Raw genomic sequence first — 17,938 nt, 5'->3', positions numbered from 1 at the left:
GGCCGGTTGCCAGTGAGAGGGGCCAGGCCTACGGACGAGTCGTCGAACGGATCGCCGGGCGGGGCGGGAGTTGCCCGTCGTCGCGCAGCAGGCGCCAGAAGTCCGCCGGCGCGCTCGCTCCGGGTAAGCGCACGGAAATACCGATCACAGCGACCTGCGCGTCAGCCGACGCATGCCGCAAAAAGCCCACAATCATGCTGATTGCATCCCCCGTCGTAATTTCAGTCCCCGTTGCCGAAGGTTTTTTCAGGTCTTCACGGCAAGTCCGATAGTCAGGCTTCCGACAACTGCCGGGGCAAAGAGTCGGACAACACCGGTGCGCTTTACACCGCGACCGTGATCTCGGCGCGGCCACTCTATAGCCGCCACCTCCGACCACAAGCTGAATGTGATGCTGGTCACAGTCCGACAATAAATGGAATCACTCCTTCCGCGAGGCCTTTCCAGCACTCCCGGCATTCACGTCCATCGGGTCTTGACAGTGCGCCCAGGTCGCGTTTTGCTGACGCTCGCACCGATCACACGGCTCCGCCCGGTGCACCGACGAAATATTCTGTACGGCGCGGCGGCAACTCAAGGAGTGGATCGGTGGCCTGCGACTCTTCACACCGCCCCCCATCGTGGGCATATCGGGCAACGACGTGCCCGCAACACCTCCAGGGACCCCTGACCGGCTCATCACACTCCCTCGCGCGAGCCGATCGACAGGCAATCCAGAGAAGATCGGATATGTCCAATTAGGCGCCATTCAACGGACAACCCCACCCATTCACCCCCCCACCGGAAAGCGACATCACGGACATCGCAGCCATGCCAACGGGGCGGATTACCAGGTCACTTGAAACCGCTTGAGCCCGGAATGTTTGTAGATGTATACAAGCCTCTACAGTCGGGCGGTCCGACAGAAACTGTCATCGGGATGCACAGCGGTAAGCCGATCCCCCGTCCGGAATATTTCCCGAATTCTTCGCCTCATTGGGCGCCTATCGACGCCCTCCAATCGGAACGAGTTTTCACGGTCGGCCTACCCGCACATTCTGGCGGCCGGAACGGAGCTGAGTGACTGAAGCCTTCGGCGGCGGTGCCCTGCTCGACGTGGGAATCTACCCGGTACGACGCGCGCAGCCTTCGGCTTCGAACACAGCTATGGGGCGAGGTACACCCTGTGGGGCAGCAACGGACGGCTGACCGTGGACCGGGCCTTCACCCCGCCCCCGACGATGGCGCCGATGGTGCGCATCGACGAACAGGACCACGCCGGGGAAATCGTGCTTCCCGCCGAGGACCAGTTCGCGGGCTCGGCGGCCTCCTTCGTCGAGACGGTGTGCCGGATCAGGGCCACGGGGGCCGACCCGGACCACGCCGAGTGCGCAGCCACCACGGTCCGCACCGCCGAACTGCTCGGCCTGATCGCCGAGTCCGCCACGCGTGTCACAGGCGGTACGCGGGCCTGATGCAGACCAGCGGACCTGATGAAGACCGTCGGCAGCAACGCCATCGGCCGCTCCTGAGCACGTCCGGCAGGAGACGTCACATCAGCCACTCTCGTACGGAGGAGTCATGCACGTCGCACTAGTGATCACGGGGACACGTGGGGATGTGCAACCGTTCATCGCGCTGGGCAGGGCACTGGACTCCCGGGGCCACGAGGTAACCCTCGCCACCCATGACGAGTTCGAGACGTTCGTCAGGGAGGCCGGACTGGACTTCGCCTCACTTCCGGGCAGTACGCGCGATTTCCTGGCCCATCCGGCCCTCGCCGAGGCCCTGCAGCAGGGGGCTTCACTGTTCCGTGCTGCCCGCAAGGTCCCGCGTCAGAGCCCCGAGAACACCCGTCGGCTCGTCGCCCGGATCGCGGAGGTGGCCGCAAGCGCCGATCTCGTCGTCACCAGCATCCTGAGCCGGATCACCTTCGAGGCCGACGACACCACTCCGTGGTGCTCACTGAGCTGGTGGCCCCTCAACCCGACCTCGAGGTGGCCGGCCATGATGGCTCCCCAAGCCAAGCTGGGACCGTTGTACAACCGTCTCACCCACCGGCTGGCGGGCATGACCGACTCGCTCACCGCGAACAGATTCCGCAAGGACGCGGGGCTGCCCCCGTTCCCCTTCGGCAAGCCATTCGACGACCTGGGCCGTGAGGTACCTCTCTTCTGCCCGGTGAGCCGGACGCTGTTCACCGAACCCCCCGACTGGCCGGACCTGTCGCACATCACCGGCTACTGGTTCTGGGACCGCAAGTGGAGCCCGCCCCGGGAGCTGGAGACGTTCATGGCGGACGGAACCGCGCCCGTGGCCCTCACGTTCGGCAGCATCTGGCCGGTGCACCAGTCAGCCAAGACCCTGGACAAGGTCCTGGACGTCGTCCGCTCCCACGGCCGCCGCACGGTACTGGTCGGGGGTGACCCCGGCGCCCTGCCGGACGATGTCTTCCACCTCACCGACGCCCACTACCCGTGGCTCTTCCCGCGCGCCTCGGTGGTGATCCACCACGGAGGCTGCAACACCACAGGAGAGGCGCTGCGGTCCGGCACCCCTCAGGTCGTCGTTCCGACCTTCCTCGACAGTCCGTTCTGGGCCGCCCAGGTCCATGCGCTGGGGGTTGCGGCCAAACCTGTTCCGTATGCCAAGTTCAGCGCAGAAGCCCTCGATGAGGCGCTGGGACACGCCCTCACCGATCAGCACCTGCGCGCCAAGGCCGCGAGCATCGGCGAAACCGTGCGCAATGAGGACGGCACCGGAGCGGCGGTCGACGCGCTGGAGGAGTGGGTACGGCGCTGGCACGAGCGGCAGAGCCCAGCCATCCCTGGGTGACCTGTCCGGCGGCCGGTCCTGCGAGACTCGGCAGCATCCACCTGCCGGGCTTCAGTCGCCGGCGGACACAGGCCCGTCCGAGGTCTGTAGCCACCTGTAGGTGCCGGTGACCATGGACCCTGGCTGCGAGTCACTGCAAGATCATCCGGTGAAGCGATCGGGGTCGGCGGCGTGCCAGTCGGCCGCCCAGGATGCGGGCGGCTCGGCCGCCCGCGGCCGAGTGCCCCTTGACCGCGTTGGGCCCCTTGACCAGTCGCCTTGTACGGGATCGTGGTCAGGCACCGGGCCTGGCCAAGGAAGGGCGGTTCGAGCAGGTTCCCCCCTTGACCAGCAGGCAAGCCCTCCCCGGCGGGGGCGCGCAGCCGCCGGGCTACTCGCGCAGGCCGAGGGGCGGGTGGCTGCTGTGAAGTTCCGCAACGACCTGGTCACAGGAGGTCGTAGGTCAAGTGTGTCGCGGTCGATGTCGAGGTCACGCTCCGCTGTACCAGCGTGTGCGGCGCGCCGCCAGTGAACAGTGGCGTCCCGGCACCGAACACGACGGGCGCGAGGTGCAGGGTCAGCGCGTCGACCAGCCCGGCGTCGAGCGCCGAGCCGATTGTGGCGCCGCCGCCCATGAGGACGACGTCGAGGTCCTTGCCGCTGTCCGACGACGCCGCCTCGGCGCGCTCGCGTGCGGCGGTGACGGCGTCGGGCAGGCCGGTGGTGACGAACGTCCAGTCGAGGTCAGTGAGCCGCACCGACTCCGGCGGCGAGCTCGTCACGACGACGAACGCGGGCTTGCCGACCTCGCCGGCGCCGTAGCCGGTTTTGTCGTCCCAGCCGTTCGGCCCGTCGACCACGTCGTAGAGCCGGCGGCCGAGGACGACGGCGCCCGAGCGGGCGGTCGCCTCGCGCAGGACCCGCTTGTCGTCGGGGTCGTCGGAAAACGCCCAGGTGTGCAGGGCCTCGCCGCCGGTGCCCAGACCGTTGTCCGGGCCGGGGTCGGGCCCGGTGACGAAGCCGTCGAGGGAGACCGAGATGTCAGCGATGATTCGAGTCATGCCAGGGCAGACCCGATCCTCCGCCCAAACTCATCGCTCACACATGAAGCGTGTGCCGGATGTGAACCCGATAGCACCCATAGAGCCCACCGGAGGGTCGTCGACCGGAGCCGTGCGGTGGCCGGAAGCGGAGGTAGGCCAGCGGGTCGATGTCGGATCTAGTTCGGGCCGGTGCGCACTCGCCCCAGCCGGCGGTGGTGATCTTGACCCTTAACCTCGACCTTGATCGATAAGGATCGTGTGGTAACTCGTTGGAGGGAATCTTTAGCGAAAATACCTGAACTCGACCCGGATAGCGCGCAATCTCCCTTCCGGAGGCCACCCTGGCACTTAGAACTCCTAACGAAATGATCTTCGAGGTGGTTGGATCGGTCCCGGACTGCTGATCCGGAGGTATGGAGTGGGGCGGCCGAAGCCGTGGGAAGTCGATGACGAGTTGTGGGCGTTGATCGAGCCTCTGCTGCCGAAGGTCGAGCGTCGGACCCGGCATCCGGGACGCAAGCGGCATCCGGACCAACTGGTGTTCCAGGGCATCTTGTTCGTGCTGCACACCGGGATCGCCTGGGAACACCTGCCACAGGAACTCGGCTTCGGCTCGGGCATGACCTGCTGGCGCCGCCTGGCCGAGTGGACCGAGGCCGGGGTGTGGCCACGGTTGCACGAGGTCCTGCTCGCCGAACTTCGTGGTGCGAACGCCCTGGACTTCTCCCGGGCCGCGGTCGACGGCTCCCACATCCGGGCGTTGAAGGGGGAGCCAAGACTGGACGAAGCCCTGTCGACCGGGGCAGGACGGGCAGCAAGCATCCCGTGATCACCGATGCCAGTGGCATTGATGGGGCTCCTTGAAAATCCCCAACCCCTGCTCGGGGTGCCATCAGACCTGCTCGACGGATCTCCCCACCCATTCCGGGCCTGTCCTGGTACGGGACACCCATAGCGAGGGACCGCCCGATAGTCCGTCAGGATCTGGGTGGTGTGTAGTTGCATATGCCGTAGCGGCATGTGGTGTCGTCGAGGGCACCACAGCACGAAAGGCCCTGTCTGCGATGTACCCCTCCGTCACGCCTCCCCGCGAGGTCAAGATCGGTGATGCCGCCGCCTTCGCCGGGACCACCCCGCGCGCCATTCGCCACTACCACCAGATCGGTCTGCTGCCGGAGCCCGAGCGAGGCGGAGACGGACGCCGCCGCTACGGCTACGACGACATGATCCGCCTGCTGTGGATCCGCAAGATGTCCGAGGCCGGCATCAGCCTGGACGACATGCGGGCCGCCTTCGACGAAGCCCGGGACATGGAGGACGTCCTGGGCCGGCTGGAGGAGACCCTGGCCGCCCAGGAGGCGGCCATCAAACGTCAGCGCGCGGCAGTCCAGCGCCTGCGGGTCGTGGGCAGCCCACTGGGCTTGCTCTCCCCATTGGTCACGGACCGGCTCAGCCACCTGCCTTCTGGCGCACTGCGCCCCTCCGACCTGGACGCCCTGCTGGTCACGGAACGGATCTTCGGGCCGCTGGGAGCCGCAATTCAGGCCAGCGTGTTCATCACCCTGGCCACCCACCCCGACCTACGGGCCGAGGCAGACCGCCTCGACGCGGCCGACGCCGCCCTCGATGACACCGTCGACCCCCACGACCCGCAGGTCGAGGAACTCGCCGCGCAGCACTGCGCCCACCACAAGGCCCTGCTCCAGGCCATTGAAGCGGCCGGACTGGACGCGGCCGAGGAGAAGCTCTTCGAGATCGACGACGCCGAGGCAAGCGGCGAGGAGGACGCCCAGATGAGCGCCTTCGAAGCGGTCACCAAGATGCCCTACGGCTTCTCCGCGGCCCGGACGCGGTGCATGGAACTCACGGCACAGCTCCTTGACGGGGACCTCTCCGCAGGCAGCTGATCGCTGGTGTGGCCGCGCGTGAGGATCCCGGATTGGCCACCGACACGAAGCCAGTGTCTCGACGTCTCGACACGTCCCGCACACTCCACGAGCGGGAGACCCAAGCCGACGACCCGGGCCACGCTCCTTTGAAACTCCCCACTTCGTTGAACACCAGAGCGAGTGATGCGAGGAGCATCCCTGGCCGTTTTCAAGAATCCCCATCAGCATCCCGCTCGCTGCCACTGTGACCGGCGGCAACCGCAACGATGTCGCCCAGCTGATCCCACTGCTCCAAGCCGTGCCGCCCGTGCGGGGCAAGCGCGGCCGGCCCCGGCGCCGACCGGACGTTGTGCTGGGTGACCGCGGCTACGACCACGACAAGTACCGCCGCCTGGTCCGGGATCTCGGTGTGAAGCCGCTGATCGCCCGCCGCGGAACCGAGCACGGCTCCGGCCTGGGCACCCAGCGCTGGGTCGTGGAGCGCGCCTTCGCCCACCTGCACTGGTTCCGCCGCCTGCGCATCCGCTGGGAGATACGCGACGACATCCACCAAGCCTTCCTCACCCTCGGTACGCACTCATCTGCTGGCGACGTCTGAAGTCGTTGCGGGAGTAGTTTTCACTGCATGTGAGAGCAGTCGGGATCAGGGTCCCGCGTGATGGCGATCACGTCGTCGCGTCGGTCGCGCACAGCGAGCAGGTCGGTGATCCGCTGGTCGATGCGGACACGCTCGGTCTCCAGCTGGTCCAGGAGTTCCGGGGCGCTTCACCCGAGTCCACGCACGGCAGCACTTGGCGGACCACTCTGCTCGGGGGGGCCCGCGGCATACAGCTGTTGGATCAGCCGGACTCGGCCGACGGCGGTGTCGGGGTAATGCCGCTGGCCGCCGGGGCTGCGGCAAGCATGGAGCAGATCCTGTTCCTCGTAGTAGCGCAGCGCCCGGACGCTCACTCCCGCCTTGTCGGCGACCTCACCGATGCGCACCGGTCCTCCTCTGTCGGGCGGCCCGCCCGACTTGCACCTGACGTGAACGTCAGGTTCTAGCGTAGCGGGCGTCGGCGCTCGCCGAACATTCACCCCATTGATCCCATGAAACGGCCGGTTCAGGCCGCGTGGAAAGGCAGAACGTCATGCGCGCAGTCCGCTATCACGAGTACGGCGGTGTGGAGACCCTTGTGGTCGAGCTGGTGCCGGACCCACATCCCGGGCCCGGCGAGATCCGCATCCGCGTCGCGGCGGCCGGCGTCAATCCCGTCGACTGGAAGGTGCGTTCCGGTGCGGTGCACGAGGTGCTCCCCGTGGACCTGCCCGCGATTCCCGGGCGTGAGGCCGTCGGCGTGGTCGACGAGACCGGTAAGGGGGTGCAGGGGGTGAGCATCGGCGACCGTGTCTTCGGGCTGGGCGGCGTCACCGGCGCGACAGCGGAGCTGGCCGTGCTCTCGGCCTGGGCCCACGCGCCCACCACATGGACCGACGAGGAGGCCGCTGGCGCCGGTCTGGCATCCGTGACCGCGATGGGCGGGCTGAAGGCGCTCGGTTCCCTGCGGGGGCGCACCCTTCTCGTCGAGGGAGCTGCCGGAGGCGTGGGCAGTGCCGCGGTCGAGATCGCGGTGGCTCAGGGCGCCACCGTGATCGGGACGGCCAGCGAGCGCAACCACGAGTTCCTCACCTCTCTCGGAGCCGTTCCCACCACCTACGGCACCGGCCTCGCCGAGCGCCTCGCCACCCTGGCTCCCGACGGCGTCGACATCGTGCTCGACACCGCGGCCTCCGGGTCCCTGGCCGATCTCGTCGCGATCGTGGGCGACCCCGCTCGCGTGTCGACGATCGCCGACCACACCAACGCGCATCGCCTGGGCGTACATCTGGCCAACGCGGAGAACGACTCCACGCTCCTCGCCGCAGCGGCCGAACTCGGCCGGCAAGGCCGCTACACACCACGCATCGAACGGACCTATCCGCTCGAACGGATCGCGGAAGCACACGCATACGCCGAGCGCGGACACACGCGGGGGAAGATCGTGATCTGCATCTGAGTCTGCCCCACCGTTCAGGGCTTCCCGCAGCTTCGACCGCGGGAAGCCCGCACCTCCGGAACACCGGTCCTGGAGCGATCCAACCACCTCGGAGATCATTTCGTCAGCAGTTCTAAGGGCTCCTAACAAAAGTGGTGGACTTGACCTGATCAGCGGTTGGCGTCGCGCAGGAGGCAGCCGGGTAGCGGGATGCGGTCAGCCGCGCCATCGCACGCGATAAACCCGGCGACGTCGACGGTCATCCCCGGGATACTGGTCGCCCATGAATGAGGTCAAAGTCGTCGTTGCCCATTCCGAGCGTGCGACCCTGCGCGTCGACGACGTGTTCCTGAAGGTGGACGCAGATCAGGCACGCATCGACGTCGAGGTCGAGGCGATGGCCCTGGCGCCGGTCCCGACCCCGAAGGTCCTGTGGCGCAAGCCGCCCGTGCTCGCGATCGCGGCGGTCCCGGGGACGGCGCTCGGCCGCCTCGGCGAGCCGTCGACCGCGTCCCCGGCGGCGTGGGCTGCGGCGGGTGCCGCCATCCGGAAGTTGCACGACGCGCCGTTGCCGCCCTGGCCCGGCCGGGCGGGCCAGGGCCTCGACGAGTTGGCCGCGGATCTCGACGGCGAGTGCGAGTGGCTCGTGACGAACGGCGTCCTGCCTGCCGACCTGGTCACCCGCAACCGCCAGGTCGCCGAGGCCGCGCTCCGGCCGTGGACTCCGGTATTCACGCACGGCGACCTGCAGATCACTCACGTGTTCGTCGACGGCGACGAGATCACGGGCGTCATCGACTGGTCCGAGGCGGGCCAGGGTGATGCCCTGTTCGACCTCGCCACGTTGACGCTCGGACACGAGGAGCACCTCGGCGACGTCGTTGCCGGCTATGGCACCGACGTTGACCCCGACGTGATCCGCGCGTGGTGGTCATTGCGAGGCCTGCTGGGGGTTCGCTGGCTGGTCGAGCATGGCTTTGACCCGTTCGCGCCGGGCTGTGAAGTCGACGTGCTGAGATCCCAGATGTGAGGCTGCGCGGGCCCGACTGCTGCAAACGCGTTCTGACGCGTCAGCAGGCCATCTCGTAGGCGCATTGCCTGCCCTTACGCCCTACAAAGTGCGGTGCGGAGTCGTCGCCAGCAGATGACGGCGCAGCCGAGGGTGACGAACGCATGGTGGATGTCGTCGCGGATCTCCCAGCGGATGCGCAGGCGGCGGAACCAGTGCAGCAACGCGATCGCTCCTTCCACGACCCAGCGGTACACGCCCAGGCCGGAGCCGTGCACGGTGCCGCGCCCGGCGATGTGCGGGGGTGATCTGGAACCGGCGAAGACTGATACGCGCGCGACGAACACGGCACAACGAACGGGCCCCCGACCCCGCCCGGCCCCTGGTCCGCCCCACGGCGGCCCGTACCGGCGCGGCACAGGCCGCGCACACGGCGTCCGGCGGCCCCATCACACCGGAGCGGGCCCTCGCCCTCCAGCTCTCGGTGGGCAACGCCGCGGCGAGCAGGATGATCGAGGAGGAGCGGCACGTCCACGGCGCGGACTGCGGCCATGGACCGGCGGTGCAGGGCTCGGCGGTGCATGACGTCCTGGACACCTCCGGCCAGGCGTTCACCGGACAAGCAGGGCGGCCGCCAGCTGTGGCCGCTCGTATCCGGCGGCGGTACCGGGCACGGCGCACTCCACGAAACAGCTTTACCAAAAGGTGGCCGTGGTCGCTCGTCGAGCGGCGCACGATCACCCTGCCAACCACATCGCTGAAACAGCCAGAAACAACCCCAGCAGCCAGAACGAACAGCCCGACTTCGGGTTCTTGCCCTTCACCCAGGCGCCCTTCACAAACGTGCCGTCCTTACGCCTGTGCTCACCCCTCCAGTGCTTCGCCATGGCCCACCCCTCCCGTTGAGTCCTCCCTTGACCCGAGGGTGACGACGGCAACTTCACAGAACAAGGAGCGCATTTCAGCCGATCACGGGCCCAAGGCCCCGCTGGGCTGCTTGAGCCACCGGCCTCGGCAGGGTGGTACACGAGGCGCTTGGCGCCACCAGGCCGCCGCCGAGTCCGGCCTCGTCCACGCTGATCTACAGGCCAGATCGCCCTTGAGTTGGCTCAGTGCGCGCTGTCGCGCTCACACGCCTGGCGGCATGCTCACCCTGCGTATGCATGTACCTGCCATGGGGCGGCTGACATGGAGACTGTGCTCGACAGCGATGGACTGTCCGTGAACGAGCGCACCGAGGCGTGGACCGAGGCCGTGGCAGCGTCGCCGACCCCGTGCCACATCACGTTTCCCGAACCGACCGCCTTCCGCGCGCGGTTACAGACCACGGATCTGGGGGCGGCACAGCTTGTCGCCATAGCAACTGGCGCGCCGCACCCCCTCCCCCATCAGGCAGTCCGATCCCGAGTGCTACCAGATTTGTCTGATCAGGGCTGGGCAGCAGGGCCTCGACCAGGTCCGTCGAGGCAGCCTGATCGAGGCCGGCGATCTCACGCTGTATGACAGCTCACGTCCCTTCGATGCGATGGTGCCCGTGTCCCGGCTGAGGGCTACGTCCTTGGTGCTGCAACTTCCCAAGAGGCTGCTGACGCTCCGTGAGCGGGAGGCGCGAGGCCACGCTGGCCCACCATCTCGATCGGAGCCGCGACCTGCCGCCGGAATCTCGTCAGCAGGTCCTGTTCCTGCCGATCCTCGTTCATTCAGCAACACTCGGCCGACCCCACCCTGACCGCGGGTGGGATAGCGGCTGCCCACCACATGTCGGTCGGTTCGCTGCACCGGTTGTTCCCAGCAGCAACCCCACCATGCAGCGCCGGGGCCCCACCTGGTCGACCGGTTTCCCGGCGACCGGGGACAGCACCGCCGCCAGCCCGAAGCCGGTGGCGTCCGTCCCAGGACGGTGCGCGACATGCCAGGTCAGCCACCAGGAACGTCATCGCACACGTCAGCAGAACGACGATGCCACTCACCGCGACAGGGGGCGGCTTCACCGGCTGCTCCCCCATCGCCTCCCGCGCTTTCGAGCCTTCCGCAGCCCGCCCCTCAACCTCCTGACGAATGGCCCCGGTGTGGAGACGGGCCTCGAAGGAGTTGCAGTCGGACGCGGAGATGCTGCGGTTCCCGGCCACCCCGCTACCTCTCGGCGTCCGCGAGCAGCTGGAGCGCAAGCTGCTGAAGCTCCGGGCCCGCCTCGTCGCTCCGGGCGGCTTCCAGGTGGTTGGCAGTTGCGTACTGATGCACCGGATCGGTCCCGGCGGCTCGCGGTGGCCTTACCCATGCCGACCGGGCCGGAGGCGATCAGACCGCGGCGTGTGCTGACCGCATGCCAGTTCAGCAGCTCGGACGTCGGATGCTTGGCTAGGCTGGCATAGGAGGTGGTCAAGTGGCGCAAGAGCCTGCGGAGTTGCCGGAGTCGTCGGAGTCCACGACCGTCGTGGTGATCGGTGCGGGCCCGGCCGGTCTGACCGTCGCCAACCTGCTGCGGCGCAGCGGTATCGACTGCGTAATCCTGGAACGCCGGATCCGCGAGCGCGTGGCACAGCGCCAGCGGGCCGGCATTGTCGAAACCCGCGCCGTCCGGATGTTCGACTCCTGGGGGCTGGCCGGCCAAGTCCTCGGTGGCCCTCCGTCCGACGGCCTCATGGAGTTCCGGGTGGATGGTGAGAGCCACCTGGTGTCCGATGACGACGGCTCCGAAGGCCCCCGGGCCCGCCTCTGCCCGCAGCAGGTGCTGGTCCAGAACCTCACCGCCGCGTACCTCGCCGATGGCGGCGACCTGCGCTTCGAGGCCGCCGACATCTCCCTGCACGACCTGGCCGGCGACCGCCCGACCGTCCGCTACCGCACCGCCGACGGCACTGGCCGCGCCATCACGTGCGCCTTCGTCGCCGGCTGCGACGGTGACCATGGCATCAGCCGCGCCTCCGTCCCCGACGGTGTTCTCACCGCCCACACCTTCGATCACGGCATCGGCTGGCTCACCGTCCTCGCCGACGCCCCTCCCCCGGCCCGCCCCCTCCTCGCCGTCAGTCCGCACGGCTTCGCCGCCCACTTCCCCCGCGGCCCGCACACCAGCCGCTACTACCTTCAATGCCCGCCCGACGACCACCCCGACGCCTGGCCCGACAGCCGCGTCTGGGACGCCCTGCGCACCCGGCTCGCCGACCCCGCCCTCACCCCCGGCCCGATCACCGACCGCGAGATCTTCCGACTCCGCAGCCTCGTCCACGACCCCATGCAGTACGGCCGCCTCTTCCTCGTCGGCGACGCCGCCCACATCGTCTCCCCCCTGGGAGGCAAGGGCATGAACCTCGCCCTCTACGACGCGGACCTCTTCGCCCGCGCCGTCCGGGACTTTGTCCACGACCACGACGACACCGGCCTGCACACCTACTCACAGCGCTGCCTCCGCCGTGTCTGGAACGACCAGGAGTTCTCCCACTGGCTGACCAGGACCCTCCACGACGCCGGTGACGACACCCAATCCGGCCCCTTCCAACGAGGCCTGGCCCGCGCCAGACTCGACCGCCTCTTCACCTCCCCCAACGCCGCCCGCACCTTCGCGGAACTCCTGACGGGGCTGAACCCCGCCCCGGACGCCGGGACCCAGGACAGCCCGGACCCGGCGGCGCGCGGCAGTGCGTCGGCCGGCGATTGGTGACCGAGCGCCCTCGCCACCCTCGGCCAGCAGTGGCAGGACGCCAGCGCCCTCTCCCCCAGCCGGACCCTCCTCGTCGCGTGCCTACGCCAGGGCCTGCGCCTGGCCCGCGACCACCACCTGGGGCGCTGTAAGGAGGCCAAGCAGCTGCGAGCCGCCTTGGACACCGCCCTGGACGCGGGACAGACCTCCGAGCCCGGCCCGGAGGGAGAGCGGGTCGACCTGGGCGAGGTCGAGGGCCGGACCTGGACGATGGAGCCGGACCCGGACAACCCCGGCGGCTACCTCGTCCTTGCCGACGGGACGGCGGTCGGCACCCTCACCCCGCGCGCCCACGATGCCCGCCCGCCGACGGCCCGGTGTGGACGCTGCCCGAAGGCTTCCGCACGCTGCTGTGCGTCTCGGCGCAGCGGATCGACCTGCGCCGTGGGCACCTGACCCGACTGGACCCCAAGAGCTACCGAACAAAGCTGTGCCGCGCCATCCGTAGCGCCGGGCAGCCCGGCCGTGTGGCACCCAAGGACCTCGCGCTCCTCCTGGATGCCCCGCACGAGGACTTCGGCACCAGTCGGACCGCCGCGCGCCTGTACGAGATCCTGCAGCGCATCCACACCGAACACAACGCGCCCGGCGGCTCCCCGGAGGAGGGCACTCTGCCCAGTTCCCCACCCGCAAGGGCTGAGAAGGCGCCCTTGCCCCCGACCACTGCCGACCGTGTGTGGTCGTATCGCCAAACGGCTTCTTGTCCAGCAGGAGTTAGGTGATGATGTCCTGTTATGGGACGCGGGGGGCGAGGCCGGGCGCCGGCGTATGTGGGCTGGGTGTATCTGCTGCTGTCGGTGATCGGGCTGATCACAGCGCTGGTTCTGGCCTGGCGCTTTGATCTCGGAGTGGCCCAGACCGCTGCGGCTGCGCTTCCCACCCTGGCTCCGAGCTACCTTGCCTGGGCGGCTTTCCACACGCAGCGCGCCAAGGTCGAGCCGCTGGATGAGGACAAGATCCTGGAGCAGTTGGCGGTGGCGGTCAGGACCCAGTGGGACAACGAGGCGGCTGTGCGCCGGGTCAACGACCCTTACCCGCTGCCGGTCGCCTGGGAATCCGTCGGTGAGGGCCTAGCCGAGGACTGGCCGCTGCTGACCGGTCTGGCCCGCACCTGGCCCGGTGGGCCCCGGGCGACCCCGCCCTGTGGCCGACGGATGCCGCCGGGCTGGCGGGCCAGGATGCGGAGATCGGACAGATCTTCTCCGAACGGGTACCCACCAGGCGCCTGGTGGTCCTGGGCGAACCCGGCGCCGGGAAGAGCGTGCTGATGCTCCGGCTGCTGCACGATCTCATCGCACGCCGCGCTGCCGGAGACCCGGTTCCGGTGCTGTTTTCCTTGGCCTCCTGGGACCCTGACCAGCCGCTGAAGACATGGATGGCCGACCAGCTGCGCCGTACCTACCCCAGCCTGGCCACGGTGGCTCCGCTCCCGGTCGCCCTGACGTACGCCACCGACACCGGCCCCAGTGATCTGGCCCTATACCTGCTGAGGGCCGGACACGTCCTGTCTCTGTTCGACGGCTTCGACGAACTACCGCCCACCCGGCACGCCACGGCACTCGACAGGCTCAACCGCGCGCTGCCCGCCCGACAGCCCCTGGTCCTGGCCAGTCGCACCGACCCTTACCGCACAGCCCTGACCCGGCCGGATACCAGCGTCCGTCTCAACGGTGCCGCCGCCATTCAGCTCCTGCCTCTCAAGGCCGATGATGCCGCCGACTATCTGCGCCGCGACGCCGGCGGCCCGCACACCCCCACGGCCGACCGGTGGAACACCGTGATTACCCACCTGGGCACCACCAGCCCCGTCGGGCAAGCCCTGGCCACACCGCTGGGCCTGTTCCTGGCCCGCACCATCTACAACCCCCGCCCCGGCACATCCCCCACATCCCCGCCGGCACCGCACCCGGACGAACTGTGTAACGCAGCCGCTTACCCCGACCACGCCGCCATCAACAACCACCTCTTCCAGGCCTTCATCCCCGCCGTCTACACCCCCCACCAGCCCCACCCACCCCGCTGGACCGCTGAACAGGCCCACCAAACCTTCGGCTTCCTCGCACAGTTCCAGCAGGACCAGCGAGCAGGCAGCCCCGACATCGCCTGGTGGGAACTCCCCAAAGCCATCCCGCAGGACCTCCAGTTCCCGTTCGCACTCCCATTCGTGCTCGCGTGGTCGGGTTCCGGTACGGGTTCGTGTCCGGGGCCGCATTCGGGGTCGGATTCGGGTTTATTTCCGGGCTCTTGATCGCGCTGATGGACGAGATCACGAACGGCGGCACGCCAGGCGTCCGGCTTCGACTTTCATCGTTCAGACTCGATGCGTTCGAGGTCCGACTGCAGGTCGGGTTGGCGGAAGAGGCGCTGACCCACGGGCCCGATCCGCTTCACCTCGCCGAGGTGTTCGGGCTCGACGAGAAGACTGCGATGCGCTACGCGGACTCCGCACGGGCACTACTGGAACAGGCAGCCGAGCACTCGGCATCGCCCTCAGGAAGAGAAAACTTGGCCCGGATTGACGCGACTTGGAGTCGGCGTCAGCAGATCCTTGGGAGAGGCGCAGGCACTCATCCCAGGCTTCAAGAAAGCTCTCGTAGGTGTTGAGGCGTTCTTGGCGCATCCAGTGACCGTGCTCGACGGCACCTTGGTCCTGTACTTGCCGCCGGACGGCTTCGGCGTTCTTTTCCGCGCCGAACTTAGCTGCCCGCGCCCCAACAACCGCTCCCAAGCCGGTTGCCACTAACCCGATCACTGCGATGGCGAGAGGAACCACGAAATCCGTCAAGGCGGCACATCATGGCTGCTCAATCAGTTCAAGGGAACACCGCCTCGTGCGGCCTGACAGCAGGACCAACGGCATCACAGCTCGTCAATCAACCGCGAATACATGAATATGTCCCGGCGTTCCTCCCCCACCTGTTGCCATCCACGCAGCACCGAGCGCAACCCGCGCGGAGCAACCTCACCGCTGCTTCATCAATGACGACAGAGGATGTCGGGTTTACGGCCGACGATGGACGTATGCGCGAAACCCCAGAAGAACTCAACAAGCTCCAGTCCCTCCTCGACTCCTCCCTCTCCGGCTCGACCGCACACCTCCGCTCGATCGTCGAGGGCCGCACCATCACGGCGGCGCAGCTCACCGGGGTCCTCACCGGCATGTGCACGCTCGCCCTCTCCACGGTGACCGCAAAGGGCGAACCGCGGATCAGCGGCGCCGACGGGCACTTCCTGCACGGCCGGTGGCACTTCGGCACGGCGCGCAACGCCGCCAAGGCCCGTCATCTCGCGGCCCGTCCGGCCGCCAGCGTCGCGCACATGCGCGGCGAGGACCTCGGCGTGTTCACCCACGGCACGGTGGAGGAGCTGAACCCCGAGGACGCCGAGACCACGGCCGACTGGCAGGAACTCCTCGCCTACTTGAAGGACTTCTACGGCGACGACGCCTTCGACTGGAACCGCGAGGTCGTCTACTACCGGCTGAACCCGCACTGGATGACCGTCTACGCCCCCGACCTCGACAAGCTCACCGGCACGTGACGCCGGGCCCGTCGACGAGGGCCTGCACCTGCGCGTACGTGGGTGCGGGCCGGTCGACGGCGCGCCGTCGCGTACCGCCAGCGCCGTGGCGACGGCCTCGCCCAGCGCCCGCCGGTACAGCAGCGACCCGAGGCTGCCCCGCCCCCAAGCTCTCAACTCCTTCCCCAAGCTCTCAACTCCGCTTCGCTGCGTTCGAGCAGGGGGCCGCTCGGCGTCTTGCCGGTCCAGGGGACCAGGAACGGCAAGGTCGCGAGTTGGCCCCGAACCCACGGAAGCAACTCCGCAGAGCACGACGACGGACCCTTGAGTTCCCACCGAGAACCCTTCAGTTTGCGTGAACTTACGGGACTCAGGGGAGCGAGGAACATCGGAACGAAAAACGGCGCTAAGGATCGGTCGAAGTTCCCGCGGGCCTGCTGTGCCGCAGCGACTTCCCTCCCCACAGATCGTCGCGAAAGGCATTGCGTACAGCCAATTCCGCGTCCTCGAATTGTTCGAGCAATCGATCCATCGCGGCATCATGTGAGGGAAGGTAAAGCTGTCTGCGGTCGGTGACCCGCGAGTGCAGAGCATAGGCGCAGTTCACCAGGCCCATCATGGCGTCCATTACGGGATCTGCTGCGATGCGCATACTGAGCGTTGCTGCGATGTTGGCGAGATCCCCGTATAGAGCACGCACCTCGTTCGCGAGATCCGCAGAGAGCTGCGATGCCTTCGCAGCATGTCCTACGGAAGCGCGGAAGCGAAACATGGCACGGACGAAGTTGGCGTAGTCCTCGCTGCGAAGCTGCCAGTCGGCTTGTCTTCGTTGAGCTTCCGCGGTCTTCGCTACCTGCCGGAGCGCTGCCCAACCGGCTATGCACCCGACTACGAGCGCAGAGAGTGCGCCAACCGCTGCGGCGTACAGCGCTGCCTGTGTCTCCGTCACGGTCCTGATGGTGGCAGTGGGAAGCACGGTGGTGCATCCGGGTGAGGGAGTTGGGGCTGAGGGACATCGACCGTCACCGACGCGGTCGCGTCGCACCCGGCGAGGGTGCCGTCCAGCAGGACGAAGTCCGGGTCGGCTTCGCGCAGGGCCTTGAGCAGGCCCGGTGCGCGCTCGGTAGCAGGTCGGTGACCGCTGTGGTGGAGGCGTGAGCAGTGGACTCGAGTGCCGCAGGATGGATGATCAACGAGGCCCCTGGGCTGCTTGGTTGAGACGTCAGACATCTCCACCAGCAACCCGGGGGCCTCGCCTGTCACGCACCCTCGGCCATCCCCCGATCGGTGGCCGGACTGAAGAAGCTCAGTGAGCGGGGCGGGGCAGTACAGCAAGGGCTGTCGAGGCTATGTCGGTCAGCGTCTCCTCGCTCGCTCCGGCCTTGCCCAGCGCTTCAATGCCGCGCAGTACGGCGAGCACTAGCGCAGCCAGCTTTCCCGGATCCGCGTCCGCGGCAATATCGCCATTGCGCTGACAGGCTGCGATGTCGTCCTCCAGTAGCGCCTGCAGCGCCTCGATGGCCGCGCGCGCCCGCTTGGCCACCGTCTCGTCGTGTTCGGCCAGCTCGGCGGCGCCCTTGGCCAACAGGCATCCGCGGTGGGCGGTGTCTGCGGCAGTCGCCGCCGCCATCGCGTACACGTGGGCGGACAGCCGCGCGTAGGCGTCCGCGTCGTTGCCGCGCAGCTGCCGGCTCACAGCATCGACGACGGAGCCGCAGTAATCGTCGAACACGCGGTGGAACAGTTCCTGCTTCCCGCCGAACGCGCCGTACAGGCTGCCTTTGCCGAGCCCCGTTGCCTCGGCAATGTCTTCCATGCGCGTGGCGGCGTACCCACCCGACCAGAACCGCTCCCGGGCAGTGTCCAGTACCTGCTGCTCGTCGAACTTCCTAGGTCGTGCCATGGGGACAGCCTACCCATTCTTGACTGGTTCGTCCATAACGGTTTAGCATTATGGACGAACCAGTCAA

The 17,938-nt window shown here is 68.1% G+C and carries 16 protein-coding genes and 5 pseudogenes; 13 read left to right on the top strand and 8 right to left on the bottom strand.

What is annotated here, in order from left to right; genetic code table 11:
- Window positions 1-28 precede the first annotated feature (28 nt).
- Window positions 29-196, bottom strand: coding sequence for a beta-ketoacyl synthase N-terminal-like domain-containing protein (locus tag HYQ63_RS46260; RefSeq protein ID WP_373689189.1), 168 nt, complete (start codon window positions 194-196; stop codon window positions 29-31).
- 994 nt (window positions 197-1,190) lie between these two features.
- Between HYQ63_RS46260 and HYQ63_RS43610 the strand changes: the two genes are divergently transcribed.
- Together HYQ63_RS43610 and HYQ63_RS43605 are read left to right on the top strand one after the other, a co-directional pair.
- Window positions 1,191-1,454 carry a hypothetical protein gene (locus HYQ63_RS43610; RefSeq protein WP_179939554.1) on the top strand — a complete coding sequence of 88 codons (264 nt, stop codon included), beginning with the start codon at window positions 1,191-1,193 and terminating at the stop codon, window positions 1,452-1,454.
- A gap of 106 nt (window positions 1,455-1,560) precedes the next feature.
- On the top strand, window positions 1,561-2,814 hold the full coding sequence (locus HYQ63_RS43605; protein WP_179939553.1) for a glycosyltransferase: 1,254 nt from the start codon (window positions 1,561-1,563) through the stop codon (window positions 2,812-2,814).
- Window positions 2,815-3,239: 425 nt separating this feature from the next.
- Here the strand turns inward: HYQ63_RS43605 and HYQ63_RS43600 are convergent, their stop codons facing one another.
- A complete protein-coding gene (locus HYQ63_RS43600) occupies window positions 3,240-3,854 on the bottom strand; it encodes a dihydrofolate reductase family protein (RefSeq protein WP_179939552.1) in 615 nt (204 codons plus the stop codon).
- Window positions 3,855-4,254: 400 nt separating this feature from the next.
- On the opposite strand from HYQ63_RS43600, the pseudogene HYQ63_RS43595 reads away from it, so the two are divergent.
- From HYQ63_RS43595 to HYQ63_RS43585, 3 genes and pseudogenes are all read left to right on the top strand, one after another.
- Window positions 4,255-4,682 (top strand): annotated as a pseudogene (locus HYQ63_RS43595) (IS5 family transposase); the annotation flags it as partial.
- 218 nt (window positions 4,683-4,900) lie between these two features.
- Window positions 4,901-5,743 carry a MerR family transcriptional regulator gene (locus HYQ63_RS43590; protein ID WP_179931990.1) on the top strand — a complete coding sequence of 281 codons (843 nt, stop codon included), beginning with the start codon at window positions 4,901-4,903 and terminating at the stop codon, window positions 5,741-5,743.
- Window positions 5,744-5,954: 211 nt separating this feature from the next.
- Window positions 5,955-6,340: pseudogene (locus HYQ63_RS43585) on the top strand (transposase); the annotation flags it as partial.
- 3 nt (window positions 6,341-6,343) lie between these two features.
- Here the strand turns inward: HYQ63_RS43585 and HYQ63_RS46255 are convergent.
- Window positions 6,344-6,709 (bottom strand): annotated as a pseudogene (locus tag HYQ63_RS46255) (MerR family transcriptional regulator).
- 146 nt (window positions 6,710-6,855) lie between these two features.
- Between HYQ63_RS46255 and HYQ63_RS43575 the strand changes: the two are divergent.
- Together HYQ63_RS43575 and HYQ63_RS43570 are read left to right on the top strand one after the other, a co-directional pair.
- Window positions 6,856-7,761, top strand: coding sequence for an NADP-dependent oxidoreductase (locus tag HYQ63_RS43575; protein WP_179939550.1), 906 nt, complete (start codon window positions 6,856-6,858; stop codon window positions 7,759-7,761).
- A gap of 262 nt (window positions 7,762-8,023) precedes the next feature.
- Complete coding sequence (locus tag HYQ63_RS43570) at window positions 8,024-8,770, top strand: phosphotransferase family protein (RefSeq protein ID WP_179939549.1); 747 nt, start codon at window positions 8,024-8,026, stop codon at window positions 8,768-8,770.
- Between the two features lie 74 nt (window positions 8,771-8,844).
- On the opposite strand, the pseudogene HYQ63_RS43565 reads toward HYQ63_RS43570, so the two are convergent.
- Both HYQ63_RS43565 and HYQ63_RS43560 read right to left on the bottom strand, forming a co-directional pair.
- Window positions 8,845-9,051, bottom strand: a pseudogene (locus tag HYQ63_RS43565) (IS5/IS1182 family transposase); the annotation flags it as partial.
- 435 nt (window positions 9,052-9,486) lie between these two features.
- Window positions 9,487-9,636 carry a hypothetical protein gene (locus HYQ63_RS43560; RefSeq protein ID WP_179939547.1) on the bottom strand — a complete coding sequence of 50 codons (150 nt, stop codon included), beginning with the start codon at window positions 9,634-9,636 and terminating at the stop codon, window positions 9,487-9,489.
- A 476-nt stretch (window positions 9,637-10,112) separates the two neighbouring features.
- On the opposite strand from HYQ63_RS43560, the gene HYQ63_RS46250 reads away from it, so the two are divergent.
- From HYQ63_RS46250 to HYQ63_RS43530, 6 genes are all read left to right on the top strand, one after another.
- Window positions 10,113-10,478, top strand: coding sequence for a hypothetical protein (locus tag HYQ63_RS46250; protein WP_179941153.1), 366 nt, complete (start codon window positions 10,113-10,115; stop codon window positions 10,476-10,478).
- 654 nt (window positions 10,479-11,132) lie between these two features.
- A complete protein-coding gene (locus HYQ63_RS43550; protein ID WP_257232544.1) occupies window positions 11,133-12,410 on the top strand; it encodes a 4-hydroxybenzoate 3-monooxygenase in 1,278 nt (425 codons plus the stop codon).
- 156 nt (window positions 12,411-12,566) lie between these two features.
- Window positions 12,567-12,845 (top strand): hypothetical protein, encoded by a 279-nt coding sequence (locus HYQ63_RS43545; RefSeq protein WP_179939546.1) that lies wholly within the window; start codon window positions 12,567-12,569, stop codon window positions 12,843-12,845.
- Window positions 12,846-13,228: 383 nt separating this feature from the next.
- Window positions 13,229-13,717 carry a hypothetical protein gene (locus HYQ63_RS43540; protein WP_179939545.1) on the top strand — a complete coding sequence of 163 codons (489 nt, stop codon included), beginning with the start codon at window positions 13,229-13,231 and terminating at the stop codon, window positions 13,715-13,717.
- On the top strand, window positions 13,678-14,697 hold the full coding sequence (locus HYQ63_RS43535; RefSeq protein WP_179939544.1) for an NACHT domain-containing NTPase: 1,020 nt from the start codon (window positions 13,678-13,680) through the stop codon (window positions 14,695-14,697). Before HYQ63_RS43540 ends, HYQ63_RS43535 begins: the two co-directional genes overlap by 40 nt.
- 773 nt (window positions 14,698-15,470) lie before the next feature.
- On the top strand, window positions 15,471-15,989 hold the full coding sequence (locus HYQ63_RS43530) for a pyridoxamine 5'-phosphate oxidase family protein (RefSeq protein WP_060943813.1): 519 nt from the start codon (window positions 15,471-15,473) through the stop codon (window positions 15,987-15,989).
- A gap of 385 nt (window positions 15,990-16,374) precedes the next feature.
- Here HYQ63_RS43530 and HYQ63_RS43525 read toward each other — a convergent pair whose 3' ends face one another.
- The 3 genes and pseudogenes from HYQ63_RS43525 to HYQ63_RS43515 all read right to left on the bottom strand — a co-directional run bounded on the left by HYQ63_RS43525 (window position 16,375) and on the right by HYQ63_RS43515 (window position 17,871).
- Entirely contained in the window at window positions 16,375-16,917 is a 543-nt protein-coding gene (locus HYQ63_RS43525) for a hypothetical protein (RefSeq protein WP_179939543.1), read from the bottom strand.
- Between the two features lie 65 nt (window positions 16,918-16,982).
- A pseudogene (locus HYQ63_RS43520) lies at window positions 16,983-17,131 on the bottom strand (IS5/IS1182 family transposase); the annotation flags it as partial.
- Between the two features lie 143 nt (window positions 17,132-17,274).
- Entirely contained in the window at window positions 17,275-17,871 is a 597-nt protein-coding gene (locus HYQ63_RS43515; protein ID WP_179939542.1) for a TetR/AcrR family transcriptional regulator, read from the bottom strand.
- Window positions 17,872-17,938 lie beyond the last annotated feature (67 nt).

Source organism: Streptomyces sp. Rer75, assembly GCF_013414305.1.
Taxonomy (GTDB): domain Bacteria; phylum Actinomycetota; class Actinomycetes; order Streptomycetales; family Streptomycetaceae; genus Streptomyces; species Streptomyces himastatinicus.
The sequence above is the reverse complement of the archived record's forward strand: the minus strand, read 5'-3'. Positions and strand labels throughout refer to the sequence as shown.

Coding starts and splice junctions, on each gene's coding strand:
- HYQ63_RS46260 (WP_373689189.1), bottom strand. CDS start 196: ATGATTGTGGGCTTTTTGCGGCATGCGTCGGCTGACGCGCAGGTCGCT.
- HYQ63_RS43605 (WP_179939553.1), top strand. CDS start 1,561: ATGCACGTCGCACTAGTGATCACGGGGACACGTGGGGATGTGCAACCG.
- HYQ63_RS43600 (WP_179939552.1), bottom strand. CDS start 3,854: ATGACTCGAATCATCGCTGACATCTCGGTCTCCCTCGACGGCTTCGTC.
- HYQ63_RS43590 (WP_179931990.1), top strand. CDS start 4,901: ATGTACCCCTCCGTCACGCCTCCCCGCGAGGTCAAGATCGGTGATGCC.
- HYQ63_RS43575 (WP_179939550.1), top strand. CDS start 6,856: ATGCGCGCAGTCCGCTATCACGAGTACGGCGGTGTGGAGACCCTTGTG.
- HYQ63_RS43570 (WP_179939549.1), top strand. CDS start 8,024: ATGAATGAGGTCAAAGTCGTCGTTGCCCATTCCGAGCGTGCGACCCTG.
- HYQ63_RS43560 (WP_179939547.1), bottom strand. CDS start 9,636: ATGGCGAAGCACTGGAGGGGTGAGCACAGGCGTAAGGACGGCACGTTT.
- HYQ63_RS43530 (WP_060943813.1), top strand. CDS start 15,471: ATGCGCGAAACCCCAGAAGAACTCAACAAGCTCCAGTCCCTCCTCGAC.
- HYQ63_RS43515 (WP_179939542.1), bottom strand. CDS start 17,871: ATGGCACGACCTAGGAAGTTCGACGAGCAGCAGGTACTGGACACTGCC.